Origin of the sequence: Streptomyces hazeniae (assembly GCF_031845485.1) — a bacterium.
In the GTDB taxonomy this organism is placed as follows: Bacteria; Actinomycetota; Actinomycetes; order Streptomycetales; family Streptomycetaceae; genus Streptomyces; species Streptomyces hazeniae.
The window spans coordinates 686,720-703,920 of record NZ_JAVREQ010000001.1; the positions used below are offsets into that span (position 1 = coordinate 686,720).

General features: G+C 74.2%; 8 protein-coding genes. 5 read left to right on the plus strand and 3 right to left on the minus strand.

The genetic code is table 11. From position 1 onward, the window contains the following. Window positions 1–28: 28 nt before the first annotated feature. From RM572_RS02805 to RM572_RS02815, 3 genes are all read right to left on the minus strand, one after another. Window positions 29–8,137, minus strand: a complete 8,109-nt coding sequence (locus RM572_RS02805; protein ID WP_311671633.1) for a type I polyketide synthase — start codon at window positions 8,135–8,137, stop codon at window positions 29–31. 139 nt (window positions 8,138–8,276) lie between these two features. After that, on the minus strand, window positions 8,277–9,362 hold the full coding sequence (locus tag RM572_RS02810) for an arylcarboxylate reductase (protein WP_311671634.1): 1,086 nt from the start codon (window positions 9,360–9,362) through the stop codon (window positions 8,277–8,279). Between the two features lie 190 nt (window positions 9,363–9,552). Next, window positions 9,553–11,256 carry a beta-N-acetylhexosaminidase gene (locus RM572_RS02815; protein WP_311671635.1) on the minus strand — a complete coding sequence of 568 codons (1,704 nt, stop codon included), beginning with the start codon at window positions 11,254–11,256 and terminating at the stop codon, window positions 9,553–9,555. Between the two features lie 9 nt (window positions 11,257–11,265). Between RM572_RS02815 and RM572_RS02820 the strand changes: the two genes are divergently transcribed. From RM572_RS02820 to RM572_RS02840, 5 genes are read left to right on the plus strand one after another with little or no spacing between them, the layout of a single operon-like run. Beyond that, entirely contained in the window at window positions 11,266–12,603 is a 1,338-nt protein-coding gene (locus RM572_RS02820) for a macrolide family glycosyltransferase (RefSeq protein ID WP_311671636.1), read from the plus strand. Next, window positions 12,600–13,481: a glucose-1-phosphate thymidylyltransferase RfbA gene (gene rfbA / locus RM572_RS02825; protein ID WP_311671637.1), complete on the plus strand. Its 882-nt coding sequence runs from the start codon at window positions 12,600–12,602 to the stop codon at window positions 13,479–13,481. The genes RM572_RS02820 and rfbA overlap by 4 nt, the downstream gene beginning before the upstream one ends. Beyond that, window positions 13,478–14,707: a macrolide family glycosyltransferase gene (locus tag RM572_RS02830; protein ID WP_311671638.1), complete on the plus strand. Its 1,230-nt coding sequence runs from the start codon at window positions 13,478–13,480 to the stop codon at window positions 14,705–14,707. Before rfbA ends, RM572_RS02830 begins: the two co-directional genes overlap by 4 nt. Beyond that, on the plus strand, window positions 14,704–15,945 hold the full coding sequence (locus RM572_RS02835; protein ID WP_311671639.1) for a macrolide family glycosyltransferase: 1,242 nt from the start codon (window positions 14,704–14,706) through the stop codon (window positions 15,943–15,945). The genes RM572_RS02830 and RM572_RS02835 overlap by 4 nt, the downstream gene beginning before the upstream one ends. Continuing rightward, entirely contained in the window at window positions 15,942–17,186 is a 1,245-nt protein-coding gene (locus RM572_RS02840; protein WP_311671640.1) for a cytochrome P450, read from the plus strand. The genes RM572_RS02835 and RM572_RS02840 overlap by 4 nt, the downstream gene beginning before the upstream one ends. Window positions 17,187–17,201 lie beyond the last annotated feature (15 nt).

Below are 17,201 nucleotides of genomic sequence, written 5' to 3' on the forward strand. Positions count from 1 at the left end.
CCCGCGGAGAGGCCGGTCGGCGGACGGGTCAGGCGCCGAGCCGGGACAGCCAGCCGCGTACGGCGTCGGCCGTGGTGTCGGCGTGCGCCTCCATCAGCGTGAAGTGGTCGCCGGGCACGTCGAGCACGGTGCCGGCGGCCGACCAGCTCGTGCGCCACCCGTCGTCCCCGGCGTCGGGGAGCAGCGACTCGGAGGCCCGCAGCAGGAGCTGCGGTACGTCGAGCGACGGCTGCGTCCAGTCGGCGAACAGGTCGAAGTAGCGGCCCATGGCGGTGAGCCGGGCGAAGTCCATGCGGGCGACGCCGTCCTCCTGGCGCCGGTACATGCCGTCGACCAGGGCGTCCAGGAAGTGGTTCAGCGGCGAGTCGACCGGGGTCGGCGGATAGGTGTCGAGCAGGACGACCGCCTCGGGGGCCTTGCCCTCTCCGGCCAGGCGGGCGGCGACGGTGTGGGCGAGGACGCCGCCGGAGGAGGAGCCCACGAGGACGAACGGGCCGTCCTCGGCGGCCCGCAGCGCCGTTTCGGCGAGCAGGCCGACGACGGCGTCGGCGGACTTCGGCAGCGGGTCGTCGGCGTCGAAGCCGGGGTTGGCCAGGGCGCGCACGGCGCGTTCGCCGCGGAACTGCGCGGCGAGGCGGGCGTACTCGTGCACGCCGCCCAGCGCCACGTACGAGCTGAGGCAGACCAGGGTCGGCCGTGCGGTGTCGCCGCCGGGGGCGAGACGGGTGGCCTGGAACGCCCGCCCGAAGTCCCCGGGCGTGGTGTACGCGGGGCGCAGTCCGGCGGCACTGTGCAGGAAGGCGAATCCGGCCTGGGAGCGCCCGTCGAGGCAGGCCCGGCGGAACAGTGCGCTCAGGGTGTGTTCGGCGCCGTCGCCCAGCAGGGCGAAGAGCGAGTCGGCGGGGACGGGCGCGTCCGGCGACTGGGGTTCCCTCGTGGGCGCGGCGCCGGGGGACGGCGGACCCGCGGGTGCGGGCGGATCGGCGGGCGCGGAGGTGCCCGCGGGCGCGGCCTGCCCTGCGGCGAGGCGTTCGCCCAGGTGGGAGGCGAGCGCGGCCGGGGTGGGGTGGTCGAAGACCAGGGTGGTCGACAGCCGCAGGCCGGTGGCGGCGCCCAGCCGGTTGCGCAGCTCGACGGCGGTCAGCGAGTCGAACCCCGACTCGCCGAGGCTCTGCTCGGCGGTGACGTCCTCCGGGCCGGCGAAGCCGAGCACGGCGGCGACCTCGGTGCGCACCAGCTCGCGCAGCGCGGCGTCCCGTTCGGCCGGGGGAAGCGCGGCGAGGTGCTGCCGCACGTCGGGTGCCGGGGCGGCGGCCGCGGCGGTGCGGCGGGCCGGACGGACCAGGCCGCGCAGCAGGGCGGGCAGGGGCGTCGTGCCGGCGCGCAGCGCGGCCAGGTCCAGCCGTGCCGGGACGAGCAGCGCCTCCCCGCGCGCCCGGGCGGCGTCGTACAGCGCCAGGCCCTCGTGTGCGGAGAGCGGGCGCATGCCGTCGCGGGACATCCGTTGACGGTCGGCGGCGGTGAGGTCGGCCGCCATGCCGGTGGCGCCGGAGTCGTCGCCCTGCGGTTCCCACAGGCCCCAGGCGAGCGAGGTGCCGGGCAGGCCCTGGGCGCGGCGGTGGTGCATCAGGGCGTCGAGGAAGGCGTTGGCCGCGGCGTAGTTGGCCTGTCCGGGGCCGCCGAGGACGCCCGCGACGGAGGAGAAGACGGTGAACTCGGCCAGGTCGTGTTCCCGGGTGAGCCGGTGCAGGTGGAGCGCGGCCTCGGCCTTGGGCCGCAGCACCCGGTCCAGGCGCCGGGGGTCGAGGGCCTCCACGACGCCGTCGTCCAGGACGCCCGCGGTGTGCACGACGGCGGTGAGCGGGCGGTGGAGTCCGGCCAGCAGCGCGGCCAGCGCGTCCGGGTCGCCGGCGTCGCAGGAGGCCGTCCGCACCTCGGCGCCCAGCTCGGCCAGTTCGGCGGCCAGGGCCTCGGCGCCGGGGGCCTGTGCCCCTCTGCGGCTGGCCAGCAGCAGGTGCCGGGCGCCGCGTTCGGCCACCAGGTGGCGGGCGAAGGTGCGGCCGAGCGCGCCGGTGCCGCCGGTGAGGAGCACGACGCCCTCGGGGTCGAGCGGCCGCACCTCGCCGTCGGGCGCGGGAGCGGGGGTGCGGGCCAGACGCGGCACCAGCACCGCGTCGCCGCGCAGCGCGAACTGCTCCTCGCCGGACTCCACGGCGGCGGCCAGCGCGCGCCAGTCCGCGGCGCCGGTGCGGTCCGGTGAGGACGGGTCGAGGTCGGCGAGCACGATCCGGCCGGGGTGCTCGGTCTGGGCGGAGCGGGCCAGGCCCCAGACCGCCGCGTGCACCAGGTCGGTGACCGTGCCGGGCGTGCCGGGGGCGGCCGGAGCGGCGACGGCGCCGCGGGTGGCGATCACCAGCCGGGTGGACGCCAGCCGGTCGTCGGCGAGCCATTCCTGCAGCCGTCGCAGCACCAGCGCCACCGTGTGCCGTACGGCCTCGGCGGGCGGCAGGTCGGGGGCGTCCTCCGGCTTGGCGCAGGGCACCAGCACCAGGTCGGGGCTCGGCGCGCCGCCGCCCACGGCGGCGCTCAGCGCGGCGGCGTCCCGGTAGGACGGAACCAGGGCGCCGGCCGCGCCGGGGGCGGGACCGGTGCCGTTCAGCACGGCCCAGCGGCGGCCGGGGACCGTCGTGGGGGCCGGGACGGGCGACCAGTCGACACGGAAGAGCGCGTCCCGCACGGCCGCGCCGGGAGTGGCCCCGGCGCGGGTCACGGGCCTCGTGCGCAGCGCGGCGATCTCCACCACGGGGGCGCCGGTGTCGTCGGCGGCGTGCACGGCGAGTTCGCCGTCCGGCCCGGGGCGCAGCAGCACCCGCAGCCGGGTGGCGCCGGAGGCGAAGAGGCGGACCTCGTGCCAGGAGAACGGCAGCCGCATCTCGCCCGCCTCGCGGGTGGCGGCGCCGTTGACGACGTCGGCGTGCAGCGCCGCGTCCAGCAGTGCGGGGTGGATGCCGAACCCGTCGGTGTCGCCGGGGATCTCGACCTCGGCGAGCAGGGCGTCGTCGCTGCGCCACAGGGCCCGCAGCCCCTGGAAGGCGGTCCCGTAGCCGTGGCCGCCCTCGGCCAGCCGGTCGTAGACGCCGTCCAGCGGCACGGCTTCGGCACCGGCCGGCGGCCAGGCGCTCAGCTCGGGCCTCGGCGCGGGGCCGCCGGCCGCCGGGGCGGCGGTGAGGTGGCCGCCAGCGTGGCGGGTCCAGACGGTGTCGGCCTCGGGGGCGCCGTCGTCGGTGGCGGCGTGCACGTCCACCGGCCGGCGGCCGGAGGCGTCCGGTTCGCCGACGCGCACCTGGAGGCGCACGTCGCCGTGTTCGGGGAGCGGCAGCGGTGCTTCTACGACGAGTTCGTCCAGCACGGTGCAGCCGACCTCGTCCCCGGCCCGGATCGCGAGCTCGACGAAGCCGGTGCCGGGGAAGAGTGCGGTGCCGCCGATGACGTGGTCGGTGAGCCAGGGCTGCTCGCGGACGGAGAGCCTGCCGGTGAGCAGCACCTCGTCGGTCTCCGCGAGCCGTACGGTGGCGCCGAGCAGCGCGTGGGAGGCCGGCCGCTGGCCGAGCGCCACCGGGTCCTGGGCGGTGGACGCGGGCTGGAGCCAGTAGGTCTGCCGCTGGAACGGGTAGGTGGGCAGGTCGGTGGGACGGGCGCCGGTGCCGGCGAAGAGGGCGGACCAGTCGACGTCCGCGCCGACGGTGTGCAGCCGGGCGAGCGCTTCGGCGGTGGCGTCGGCCTCGGGCAGCGTGCGGCGCTGCGCCGCGACGCAGGCGGTCTCCCCCGGGGAGGCGTACCCGGCGAGGCAGTCCTCGGCCATGGCGGTGAGCACGCCGTCGGGGCCGAGTTCGAGGAAGGTGCGCACGCCGGAGTCGTACAGGGCGCGGATGCCGTCGGCGAACCGGACCTCCTCGCGGACGTGCCGCACCCAGTAGTCGACGGTGCGGATCTCGTCGGGGTCGGCGAGCCGGCCGGTGAGGTTGGAGACCACGGGGATGCGCGGACGGTGGTAGGTGAGGCTGTCGGCGACCTTGCTGAAGTCGGCCAGCATCGGTTCCATCAGCACCGAGTGGAAGGCGTGCGAGACCTGGAGGCGCTTGACCGGCCGGCCGGTCACCGCGATGTGCCCGGTGACGCGCAGCACGTCGTCCTCCAGCCCGGAGACGACCACGGACTCGGGGCCGTTGACGGCCGCGATGTCGACGCCGTCGGTGAGCAGCGGCCGCACCTCCTCCTCGGAGGCCCGCAGCGAGACCATGGTGCCGCCCTCGGGCAGCTCCTGCATCAGCCGTCCGCGTTCGGTGACCAGGACGGCGGCGTCCTCGAGGGAGAGCACCCCGGCGACGTGGGCGGCGGTCAGTTCCCCCACCGAGTGGCCGCAGACGGCGTCCGGGCGGAGCCCCCAGGAGGCGTACAGCCGGAACAGGGCGGTCTCCACGGCGAACAGCGCGGGCTGGGTCCAGGCGGTGCGGTGCAGCAGCGCCGGCTGGTCCAGGACGACCTGGCGCAGCGGACGGTCCAGCTCGCGGTCGAGCGCGGCGCACACCTCGTCGAACGCGTCGGCGAACACCGGGTAGTGCGCGTGGAGTTCGCTGCCCATCCCGGCGCGCTGCGCGCCCTGCCCGGTGAACAGCACGGCCAGGCCGCCGTCCAGCGCGCGCCCGGTGCGGGCCCGGGCGAAGTCGCCCCCGACGACGGCCGCGCGGTGCTCCAGGTGGGCGCGGCCGGTGGCCAGGGTGCGGGCGATGTCGCCGCCCTCCCGCTCGTCGTGACCGGTGGTCGCGATGAGCAGCCGGTCCAGCTGGTCCTCCAGCGCGGCTTCGGTGCGGGCGGAGACCACCCACGGCAGCGGCGGCGTGCTCGCCGCCCGGTCGGGTGCGTCCGGCTGCCGGGCGGGGGCCTGTTCCAGCACCAGGTGGGCGTTGGTGCCGCTGACGCCGAAGGAGGAGACGCCGGCGCGGCGCGGGCGGCCCTCGTCGGGCCAGGGCAGCGCCTGGGCGAGCACCCGCACCGCTCCGGCCGACCAGTCGACGTGCGGCGTGGGCTCGTCGATGTGCAGGGTGCGGGGCAGCAGGCCGTGGCGCATCGCCATGACCATCTTGATGACGCCGCCGACGCCTGCGGCGGCCTGCGTGTGGCCGATGTTGGACTTCAGCGAACCCAGCCACAGCGGCCGTTCGCCGTCGCGTCCCCGGCCGTACGTCGCGAGCACCGCCTGGGCCTCGATCGGGTCGCCGAGGGTGGTGCCGGTGCCGTGCGCCTCGACGGCGTCGACGTCGTCGGCGGCGAGCCCGGCGTCGGCCAGCGCCTGCCGGATGACGCGCTGCTGGGACGGGCCGTTGGGCGCGGTGAGGCCGTTGGAGGCGCCGTCCTGGTTGACCGCGCTGCCGCGGATCACGGCCAGCACCGGGTGACCGAGGCGGCGGGCGTCGGACAGGCGTTCCAGCAGCAGGAGCCCGGCACCCTCGCCGAAGGCGGTGCCGTCCGCGGTGGAGGAGAAGGCCTTGCAGCGGCCGGCCGTGGACAGCGCCCGCTGCCGGCTGAACTCGACGAACGGCGACGGCGTGGCCATCACGGTCACGCCGCCGGCCAGGGCCATGTCGCACTCGCCGGACCGCAGGGACCGGGCGGCCAGATGCAGCGCCACCAGCGAGGAGGAGCACGCGGTGTCGACGGTGAGGGCCGGGCCCTCCAGCCCGTAGGTGTAGGCGACACGGCCGGAGGCGACGCTGCCCGCGCTGCCGTTGCCGAGGTAGCCCTCGACGCCGTCCGGCAGCCGCTGGTGCAGCCGCGTGCCGTAGTCGCCGAACATCACGCCGGCGAACACGCCGGTGCGGGTGCCCTTCAGCGACGTCGGGTCGATGCCGGCGCGTTCGAAGGCCTCCCAGGAACACTCCAGCAGCAGCCGCTGCTGCGGGTCCATGGCCAGGGCCTCGCGGGGGCTGATGCCGAAGTGCGGGGCGTCGAAGTCGGCGGCGTCGTGGAGGAATCCGCCGGCGGGCGCGTACGACTTGCCGGCGCGGTCCGGGTCGGCGTCGAAGAGGTCGTCCAGGTCCCAGCCGCGGTCCGTGGGGAAGTCGCCCATGACGTCGGCCTCGTCGGCGACCACGCGCCACAGGTCCTCGGCGGAGGCGACGCCGCCGGGGTAGCGGCAGCCGACGGCGACGATCGCCACGGGGTCGTCGGCGTCGGCGGGACGGGGGGCGGCGGGGGCCGGTTCCTCGCCGGGGGCGTCGTCCCCGTACAGCAGGGTGGTCAGGTGGGTGGCGACCGCGGCGGGCGTGGGGTGGTCGAAGGCGAGTGTCGCGGGCAGCCGGGTGCCGACCGCCCCGGAGAGCCGGTCGCGCAGCCGTACGGCGGTCAGCGAGTCGAAGCCGAGGTCCTTGAAGGCGCTGCCGGTACGGACGTCGTCCACGCCCAGCACCTCGGACGCCACCGCCCGGACCAGGTCGAGCAGGACGCGCCCGCGTTCCTCGGGGGCCGCGTCGGCGAGGCGGCGGGCGTGCGCGTCGGCCGCCTCGCTGCTCACCGCGCCGGCCTCGGGCCTGCCGTGCACCTGCCGGGCGGGCAGGCCGAGCAGGGCCTGCCGCTGGATCTTGCCGATGGCGGTGCGCGGGATGGCGTCGACCTCGTACACCTCGGTCGGGACCTTGAAGTACGACAGCCGGTCGCGGCAGTGGGCGAGCAGCGCCTCGGGGTCGACGCCTCCGGGCCCGGTCACCACGAAGGCGACCGGCACCTCGCCGAGCAGTTCGTCGGGCGCGCCGACGACAGCGGCCTCGGCGACCCCGGGCACCTGAGCGACGACGTCCTCGACCTCGCGGGGGTGGATGTTCTCGCCGCCGCGGATGATGAGTTCCTTGATGCGGCCGGTGATGGAGAGGTAGCCGTTCCCGTCTGCGCGGGCCAGGTCGCCGGTGCGGTACCAGCCGTCGGTCAGCACCTCGGCGGTGGCCTCGGGTCTTCCGTGGTAGCCCAGCATGGTGGCGGGGCTGTCCACCCAGATCTCGCCCTCCTCGCCGTCCGGCACTCCGGTGCCGGTGCGCGGGTCGGTCAGGCGCACGGTCAGGCCGGGGACCGGCAGGCCGCAGGAGCCGGGCGTCCAGGGGCCGCCGGGGAGGTTGGTGGTGATGGGCCCGCCGGTCTCGGTACTGCCGTAGCTGTCCAGCAGCCGCATGCCGGTGGCGGCCTCGAACTCCTGGTGCAGCGGGGTGGGGCAGGCCGAGCCGGCCACCATGCACAGCCGCAGATCCGGGGCGTCCAGCCCGCCGTCGCGGGCGACGTCCAGCATCTGCTGGTACAGCGTCGGTACGCCGCAGAGGAAGGTGAGGCGTTCCTCGCGCAGCGCGGTGACGACGTCGTCGACGGCCAGGCCCTCCATGATGCGCGCGGTGGCACCGACGGCGACGACGCCGAGCACGCCGAGGTTGTGGGCGACCATGTGGGTCAGCGGCAGCGGCCACAGCACCCGGTCGTCCTCGCTCAGCCCGAGGACGGGCGCGTAGCAGGCGGCCGTCCCCCACAGCGACTTGCGGTGGGTGGAGAGCACGCCCTTGGGTCTGCCGGTGGTGCCGGAGGTGTAGAGCATCCACGCCGGGTCGTCCAGGCCGGCGTCGTCGCGGGCGGGCTGCGGGGGCTCGGAGGCGGCCAGCGCGTCGAAGCCCACGAGGCCGTCGGGCAGCGGGCCGTCGCCGGTGACCAGGACCCGCAGTCCGGGGTGGTCCGGCAGCAGCCGCAGCACCTGCTCCAGATGCGGCCGGTCGGTGACGAGCAGGGCGGCCCCGCTGTCGGTGAGCAGGTGGGTCAGTTCCTCGTCGGTGGCGTGCGGGTTGAGGGGCACGCCGACGGCGCTCGCCCGCGCGACGGCCAGGTAGCTCTCCACGGTCTCGACGCGGTTGCCGAGGCAGACGCCGGCCCGTGCGCCGCGGACCAGGCCGAGCGCGGCGAGGTGCCCGGCGAGCCGGCGGGTGCGTTCTTCGAGGGCGGCGTAGTCGACCGCCCGGTGCTCGTCCCGGAAGGCGGTCTTCGTCCCGAGGCGGTCGGCGTGTTCGCGGAGCAACTCGTGCAGCGGCCTGATCAACTCGGTGCGCAACATTCCGCCATGCCTCTCGAAGGAGTGTCGAGGTGATACGGGAACGGCCGCCGGGCGGCACCGGCGGCCGGAACGTGCGGGGCCCGCGGCGCGGAGCCGTCCCCGGGCGGGAGCCCGGGGAAGGACGCGCGGCGGGCCGCCGTCAGTACAGGCCCTCGGGTTTGTCGGCGGACACGACGAGCGGCTGCACGTTGGCCACGCCGTCGCACGGCCAGTCGTCCCCGGTGTCGAAGCGGATCGCCTGGTCCCGCTCCAGGACGTTGGGCATGAACAGGTCCTCGTGCAGGACCATCAGCCGCACCCGGCCGATCTCGCCGTACTCGACGACGCGGGACTCGTCGGTGCGGTCGACGATCGTCATGGTGGTGTGCGGGAAGTTCGGCACGTACGGCAGCGTGGCCCCGCCGTCGGGCGAGGGCATGCCGTTGGCGTTGCCGAAGGTGTTGCCGTAGGTCATGCCGATGACGCCGTGCGGCATGGCCTCGGCGAACTTCCGGTACGCGTCGGGGGTGAACTGGGTGCCGCCGAGGTAGACGCCGGACAGCTTCGCCATCAGCTCGGGGCGCTGGTTGATCAGGGCCTGCACGGTCGCCGGCGTGGTGCGCAGGTAGTCGACCGGGCGGGTGTCCAGGATGTCGACGATCTGCTCGACGACGTGGTCGACGTACTCCTGCATCTCCGCGAGACGGCCGCCGCGGATGAGCGTCTTGATCCAGCGCGGGTCGAGGTCGATGGAGTAGACCGTCGAGCCGTACATGTCGGCCAGGTGGTCGGCCTCCTCGCCGACCAGGTGCGGTCCGCTGGGGCAGGCGTCGATCCACACGCCGCCCGGCCGGAACCCGGCCATCAGACGGCCCTTGTGCCGCCACGCGGCCCAGTGCTGCGCCATCGCCTCGGTGTAGAAGGCGCGGCACGGCTTGCCCGTGGTGCCGCCCGACTCAAAGACCCGTCCGGCCAGCGGACGCGGCACGCTCTGCGGCACGAAGTCGGCGGGGTCGGAGTCACGGAGGATCGCCAGGTCGAAGTGGTCGAAGGCGGACAGCTCGTCGTACCGCTCGATCTCCAGGGGGTCGAAGTCGAGTTCGGCCCGCTTCTTGAGCCAGTAGGCGGAACCGCCCTCGGGATCGAAGTGGCGCCTCAGAACGTGGCGTGTCCACGCGTCGAGGTCCTCGGCGAGCCAACCATCGGTCAGCCCCTGCAGCGTTTCCGTACTCACCCTTACCGACATGCGCCGAGTATCGGAGCGAACGGAGTGGGGAGGTCCCTAAGACTTCGTCCGGCTCACGTCCGTGAGCCGGTCCGGAGCCCCTGGTCGGCAGGCAGGCCGTCCGCCCCGCAGAGCCGCCGTCCGCCCCGCTTCCGGTGGCATGGGGACACGCGACCGGAAGGGGGCGGACGGCGGACGGCCGAGGCGGCTGTCAGCTGCCGAAGGGCCAGCGGACCTCGGGGGTCCGGTAGTAGTTGACGCCGGCCTGCCGCAGCCGGGGGCCCTGTGCCGCGACCCGCTCGGCGAAGCCGTCCCAGTCCTTGGCGGCGGCGGGCGACCAGCCGGTCTCCGCCACGGCCAGCAGCCGCGGGAAGGCCAGCAGTTCGGCCTGGTCGATACCGAAGACGACCTCCGTCCACAGCGCCGCCTCCACGCCCATCACGGCCTTGGCGGGGAGCCCGTCGAGCAGGTCCTCCGGCTGCCACGCGTAGGACTTGCGCAGGTCCACGGTGCCCGCCCAGTCGGTGCCGACGGGGTACTCGGGCTTGCCGGGCGCGTAGCGCATGTCGAGGTAGGCGTGCTCGCAGGGCGCGACGATGACCTTCGCCCCGCCTTCGGCCGCGGCGATCAGCTGCTCGTCGTTGCGGCCCTGCACCCAGAACTCGGTGACGGTGTCCGCCGGCTCCAGGTGGGCTGCGGACTCCTGCCAGCCGATCAGCTGCTTGCCGTACTTGCGGACGAGCTGAGCGACGCGCCCGAAGTAGTGGGCCAGGTCCTCGGGCGTGCGGTTGTCGGTCTCGTCGCCGCCGACGTGCAGGTAGGGGCCCGGCGTCATCGCCGCGACCTCGCGGATCACGTCGTCGAGGAGCGCGTAGGTCTCCTCCCCCTGGATCGCGAGGCCCTGCTGGCTCGGGCCGTAACCCACGTGCAGCGGTGGCGCCGCGCCGTCCTCGGTCAGCTCGCCGTAGGAGGCGAGCGCCGCGTGCGCGTGGTTGGGGCCCTCGATCTCCGGGACGACCGTGATGCCGCGCGACCAGGCATGGGCGACCAGGTCCCGGTACTCGTCCTGGGTGTAGTGGCCCTTGCTGATGCCGCCCGCGCCGCTGCCGCCGCCGGTCGCCGTCAGCTCCGGCCGCGAGGTGATCTCGATGCGCCAGCCCTGGTCGTCGGTGAGGTGCAGGTGCAGGTGGTTGATCTTGTAGCGGGCGAGGGAGTCGATGTACCGCTTGACGTCGGCCGCGGGCATGAAGTTGCGCGCCACGTCGAGCATCGCCCCGCGGTACACGTACCGGGGCCGGTCGATGACGCGTCCGCCGGGTATCCGCCACGGGCACCCCTCGACGCGCTCGGGGCTGTCGATACGCACGGGCAGCAGCTGCCGCAGCGTGGCGACGCCGTTGAAGAGGCCCTCGCGTTCCCCGGCGCGGATCGTCACCCCGCGCGGGGTGACGTCCACCGTGTAGCTGCCCGGATCGGTCGCGGTGTCCGCCTCGTCGAGCAGCAGCGCGACGCCGCCCGGCGCCTCCTCGCCGGCGGGCACCTCCCGCACCGGCAGCGGGAATCCGGTCGGGGTGCGGAGCAGTTCCGCCAGGAAGCCGGCGGCGTCCTGCGCGGCCCGGGAGCCGGCGGTCGCGTGCACGGCGTCGCCGGCGGTGAGTTCGTACGCGGCCCCGGCGTCGGGCTGTACGCTCACGGGCTGCGGCACCACGGAGATCCGGGGCGCGGCTCCACCGTCCGAAGGACCGCCCGCACCCTGCGTCGTCACACTCATCTGGGACCGGCTCTCCTTTGCGAAGGCGTCTGGGGGCTGTCGAATCTCACCGGCCGGGGCCGTGCGATCAGCTTCGTCGGTGCTCTCTAGCGAGAGCCCTAGTGTTGACCGTGCTGTCCGAAACGTGCCTCTCCTCCGTCCCATACTCGCCGCGTGCACGGAATCCCCGCAGCCCGCACCGAGCGGGCACGCCGCAGCCACGTGGCCGTGTTCACGTTCCCGGCCTACGCCCACATCGCCCCGGCGCTGCCCACGCTGACCGAACTGGTCCGGCGCGGGCACCGGGTGACGTGCTTCGTCGCGAAGCGGTTCGCGGACGAGGTGCGTGCCGCGGGTGCGGAGCCGGTGGAGTACGCGTCGTCCTTCCCCTGGCAGGACGGTCCACCCGGGTTCGGGGCGGAGAACCTGCTGGCCTTCTTCGAGGAGGGCCTGGCGCCGCTGCCGACGGCGGTCGCACATCTGGAGGACGACCGGCCGGACCTGATCGCGCACGACCTCGCGGCGTCCGAGTCGGCCCGGCTGCTGGGCCGCAACTGGAACGTGCCGACGGTGCAGCTGTGCCCCACCTTCGCCGACAGCCCGGACTTCTCCATGACCGACCGGCAGGCACAGGAGGCCACGGACGAGAACCCCGTCGAGCCGATCGACCCGCAGGACCCGGCGATCACCGCGTTCGTCGCCCGGCAGCAGCGGCGCCTGGCGGAGACGGGTCTGGAGGTCCTGTCCTGTCACGACGTGCCCGGAGCGGAGCACGGCGACAACCTCGTGTTCCTCCCCGAGGCCTTCCAGATCGCCTCCGAAACCTTCGACGCTGAACGCTGCGCCTTCGTCGGGCCGTGCACCGGGCCTGCCGAGGACGGCCCGGGCGACCCGGACGACGAGCCGTCCTGGACGCCTCCCGGCAACGGCCGCGAGGTCGTTCTGCTGTCTCTGGGCAGCTCGCACACCCCCGGCCAGACGGAGTTCCTGCGCTCCTGCGTCCGGGAACTCGCCGACTCCCCGTGGCACCTGGTGGTGACGCTCGGCCACCGCGTCGCTCCCGACGAGCTGGGTCCGCAGCCCGACCACGTCGAGATCCACCAGTGGCTGCACTACCCGGACGTGCTGCGGCACGCCGCCGCGTTCGTCACGCACGGCGGGATGGGCAGCCTTCTGACGTCCATGGCCTGGGGCGTGCCGACAGTGCTGGTCCCCTACCACTGGGACCAGCGGGTCGCGGCTCGCCGGGCCGCCGAACTGGGACTCGGCCGGGCGCTGTTCCGGGAGAGCAGCGGCCCCGGGGACCTGCGCACCGCGGTCGACGAGGTCGTCGGCAGCAGCCGCGTCCGTGCCGCGGTGACCGGCATGCGCCGCCACATCGAGGAGGCCGGCGGCGCCGTGCGGGGCGCGGACTTCCTCGAGTCACGTCTGCCCGCCGCCGACCGGCCGGCCGCCCCTGCGCCGCAGCCCCGGCCCGATCACCCGCAACCTACGGAAGTGACGCAACGATGAAGGGCATCATCCTCGCGGGAGGCGCCGGAACGCGTCTGCACCCCGTGACGTTGGCTGTGTCCAAACAGCTGCTCCCCGTCTACGACAAGCCGATGATCTACTACCCGCTGTCCGTGCTGATGCTCGCCGACATCCGGGACGTCCTCATCATCTCCACCGCCGAGGACCAGCCGCTGTTCCAGCGCCTTCTCGGCGACGGCTCCGAGCTGGGCATGCGGTTGGAGTACGCCGTGCAGGACGAGCCCAACGGGCTCCCGGAGGCGTTCCTGATCGGCGCGGACTACGTCGGGGACGACTCCATGGCGCTGATCCTGGGCGACAACATCTTCCACGGCCCCGGCATGTCCGACTTCCTCCGCGACAGCCGCCGCGACCTGGACGGCTGCGTGCTGTTCGGCTACCACGTCTCCGACCCGGAACGGTACGGCGTGGGCGAGGTGGACGAGAACGGCCTGCTGGTCGCCATCGAGGAGAAGCCGCAGCAGCCCAAGACCAACCGCGCGATCACCGGCCTGTACTTCTTCGACAACCGGGCGCTGGACATCGCGAAGAACCTCACCCCGTCGGCGCGCGGCGAACTGGAGATCACCGACGTCATCCGCCCCTACCAGCAGGAGGGCAGGGCCAAGGTGATCGACCTCGGCCGCGGCTTCGCCTGGCTGGACACCGGCACCCACGACTCGCTGCTCGACGCGGGCCAGTACGTGCAGGTGCTGGAGCGCCGGCAGGGGGTGCGCATCGCCTGCATCGAGGAGATCGCGCTGCGGCGGGGCTTCATCGACGCCGACGCCTGCTACCGGCGCGGTGCCGCCCTGACCAAGTCGGGTTACGGCGAGTACGTCATGGAAACGGCACGGAGGGAAAGGGAAGCCCGATGACCGAGGGCCGGCACATCGCCTTCTTCAACTACGCGGCCCACGGGCACATCAATCCGACGCTGCCCGTGGCCGCGGAGCTGGTCCGGCGCGGGCACCGGGTGACGTACACCGTGGCCTCGCACTTCGCCGACGTCGTCGCCGCGACCGGCGCCGAGGTGATCGCGTACGACTCCGTGGTCCCCAAGTCCTGGAACACCGTGGCCATCCCCGAGAAGATCACCGGCGACGACATCGCCGAGGCGTCGATCGCCCATCTGAGGGAGGCCTTCACGCCGCTGGCGGACGCGGAGCGGCAGCTCGACGGCGACCGGCCCGACCTGATGGTCTACGACTCCTTCGGCTTCGCCAGCGGCCGGCTGCTGGCCCGCAAGTGGAACGTGCCCGCCATGCTGACGGCGACCACCTTCGTGGTCGGCGAGCACGCCAACCCGTACGCCGACATGGCCATGGCCCCGGACTTCACGCCGCCCTCCCCCGACCACCCGTCGCTGGTGCAGGCGCAGGAGCTGATGCGCGAGACGCTGGATGCGCACGGGCTGGAGGACGTCTCCAACGAGGAGTTCTCCGCGGGCGGCGAGGAGAAGCAGACGCTGGTGTTCGTCCCGCCGGAGTTCCAGCCGGGTTCGGACACCTTCGGCGCCACGCACGCCTTCGCCGGACCCTGCATCGGCGACCGGGCCCACCAGGGCGAGTGGCAGCCCCCGGGCGACGGCAGGCCGGTGGTCCTCGTCGCCCTCGGCAGCTTCGGCTACGAGAACCAGGCCGATTTCTACCGGCACGCCCTCACCGCGCTCGCCGACCTGCCCTGGCACGTGGTGCTGTCGCTGGGCGGCCTGGTCACCGCCGACGACCTGGGCCCGCTGCCGCCCAACGTCGAGACCCACGCCTGGGTCCCGCAGCTCGCCGTGCTGGAGCACGCCTCGGCGTTCGTCTCGCACGCCGGGATGGGCAGCACCATGGAGGCGCTGTACCACGGCATCCCGCCGGTGGTGGTGCCGCGCACCGCCGAACAGCACGTGGTGGCCGGCCGGCTCGTCGAACTCGGGCTGGGCCGCACCATCGCGCCGTCCGAGCTGACCGCCGAAGCGCTCCGCGAGGCCGTCGTCGGTCTGTACGAGGACGGCGCGACCCGGCAGCGGGTGAAGGACATGGCCGCGAGCATCGCCGGCCGCAAGGGCCCGCAGTTCGCCGCCGACGCCATCGAGGCGCAGCTGGCGGCGTCATGACGGGGACGTCGCCCGCGGAACGGCCGCGCCGGCACCTCGCGTTCCTGCCGTACCCGTCCTACGGCCACACGATGCCGGTGATCGCCGTGCTGTCGGAGCTGGTGGCACGCGGGCACCGGGTGACCTGTTTCGCCAGCGAGGAGTTCGCGGAGCGGGTACGGGCGACGGGAGCCGAGGTGCGGCTCTACGAACCGCCGCTGTCCACCGCCTCCCCGCCGGAGGTGATCGACGCCGACGAGTCAGCCCGCTCCGCGCTGCGGCTGCTGGAGTCGAGCACCGCCGTCATGCCGGCGATCGAGGCGGCGTTCGCCGACGGGCCGCCGGACGCCGTGGTCTACGACACGACGCTGTGGCTCACCGGGCGGCTGCTCGCGGCCGGCTGGGAGCGCCCCCGGGTCCAGGTGTCCCCCACGTTCATCTCCAACGAGCACTTCAACCTGTCGGACGAGTGCAACGAGTTCGCCGGGGAGATCGACCCGAAGCACCCGGCCCTCGCCGAGTTCGCGGCCCGGCTCACCGAGCTGGTGACCGGCAGCGGGCTGCCCGAGGAGGCTCAGGCGGAACTCTTCCACGGCCACGAGGAGTTCACGGTCGCGTTCCTGCCGAAGGAGTTCCAGTTCTCGGCCGGGACGTTCGACGCGCGCCACGCCTTCGTCGGTCCGACGGTCGGGCAGCGCCGGGAGGACCACGCCTGGACGCCTCCGGCGGACGGCAGGCCGGTGCTGCTGGTGTCGCTGGGCACCACCATCCACGGCCGGCCGGACTTCTTCCGCGACTGCGCCCGCGCGTTCGCGGACTCGCCCTGGCACGTCGTGATGGCCCTCGGCAGCCGCGTCGACCCGGCGGACCTCGGCCCGCTGCCGCCCAACGTCGAGGCCCACTCCTGGGTCCCGCTGAGCGCCGTGCTCGCCCACACCTCGGTCTTCCTGTGCCAGTCCGGCATGGGGAGCATCATGGAGTCGCTGCACAAGGGCGTGCCCATGGTGGTCGTCCCGCACCACCCCGAGCAGAAGGTGAACGCCAAGCGTCTCGCACAGCTGGGGCTCGCGGAGACGGTCCGGCCGGAGGACGCCTCGGTGGAGGCGCTGCAGGCGGCCGTGACCCGGGTCTGCGAGGACTCCGGGATGCGGGAGCGGGCGCAGGAGATGCGGCGCCACATCCACGCGGCCGGCGGTGCGGCGCGCGCCGCCGACGTCATCGAGGACCGGCTGTCCACCCGTTCGCTGGAGCACTCGTGACCGACACGACCGACGACCACCCCACCCCGGCGACGCTCCCGGTCGAACGGACCTGCCCGTTCGACCCGCCGCCGGCGTACGCGGAGCTGCGCGAGACGTGCCCGGTGTCGCCCCTGAAGCTCACCGTCGGGCCGGGCGACGGCGGCGGCTGGCTGGTCACGCGCCTCGCCGCGGCCCGCGCGGTGCTGAGCGACCGCCGTTTCAGCCACCGCAACGAACTGATCGGCCTGCCGATCCCGCCGCCGTTCCCCCTCACGGAGTACCAGCCACCGGCCGCGGGGCCCGGCGCGTTCATCAAGATGGACCAGCCCGACCACTCGCACTACCGGCGGCTGATCACGCGTCGGTTCACGATGCGCGGGGTCGCCGAACTGACCCCGATGATCACGCGGCTCACCACCGAGCACCTGGACGCGATGGCCCGCACCCCGCGCGACGAGCGGCCGGTCGACCTGGTCGCCGCCTTCGCGGAGCCGCTTCCGGTCCGCGTCATGTGCGAGATGCTCGGCGTCCCGGACCACGTGCGCGAGCCGCTGAGCGAACACCTCGCCCTGCTCTCCCGGATGACGTACACCGTGGAGGAGCTGATCGAGTCGTGCACGGTCATCGGGGAGGCGCTGCAGAAGCTGGTCGCCGAGAAGCACGCCGAACCGGGCGACGACCTGCTCGGCGACCTGGCGGCCGGGGGGAAGGTCACCGACGAGGAACTGGTCAACATCGCGTGGGCGCTGCTCGGCGGCGGCTTCGACACCACCGCCAACATGCTGGCGCTGGGCACCTTCGCGCTGCTGGAGCATCCGGACCAGCTCGCGCTGCTGCGCGAGCGGCCGGAGCTGGCGGACAACGCGGTGGAGGAGCTGCTGCGGTACCTGACCATCTCCCACCTGGGCGCCAGCAGGGCCGCCCTCGAGGACGTCGACCTGGACGGCAGCGCGGTCCGCGCCGGCGACACCGTGGTGGTCTCCCTGCCGGCGGCCAACCGGGACCCGGAGCACTTCCCCGACGCGGACCGCCTCGACCTCACGCGTTCCACCCAGGGACACCTGGCCTTCGGCCACGGCGAGCACCAGTGCATCGGCCAGCACCTGGCCCGCAGCATCCTGCGCGTCGCCTACCCGGCGCTGTTCGCCCGTTTCCCCTCGCTCCGTCTCGCCGTCCCCGCGGCCGAGGTCCCGCTGCGGACCGACATGCTCCACTACGGGGTGCACGCACTCCCGGTCACCTGGGACGACGAGGCGTAGGCAGGGCCCGACCCG

Coding starts and splice junctions, on each gene's coding strand:
- RM572_RS02810 (WP_311671634.1), bottom strand. CDS start 9,362: ATGTCGGTAAGGGTGAGTACGGAAACGCTGCAGGGGCTGACCGATGGT.
- RM572_RS02835 (WP_311671639.1), top strand. CDS start 14,704: ATGACGGGGACGTCGCCCGCGGAACGGCCGCGCCGGCACCTCGCGTTC.
- RM572_RS02830 (WP_311671638.1), top strand. CDS start 13,478: ATGACCGAGGGCCGGCACATCGCCTTCTTCAACTACGCGGCCCACGGG.
- RM572_RS02805 (WP_311671633.1), bottom strand. CDS start 8,137: ATGTTGCGCACCGAGTTGATCAGGCCGCTGCACGAGTTGCTCCGCGAA.
- RM572_RS02815 (WP_311671635.1), bottom strand. CDS start 11,256: ATGGGACGGAGGAGAGGCACGTTTCGGACAGCACGGTCAACACTAGGG.
- rfbA (WP_311671637.1), top strand. CDS start 12,600: ATGAAGGGCATCATCCTCGCGGGAGGCGCCGGAACGCGTCTGCACCCC.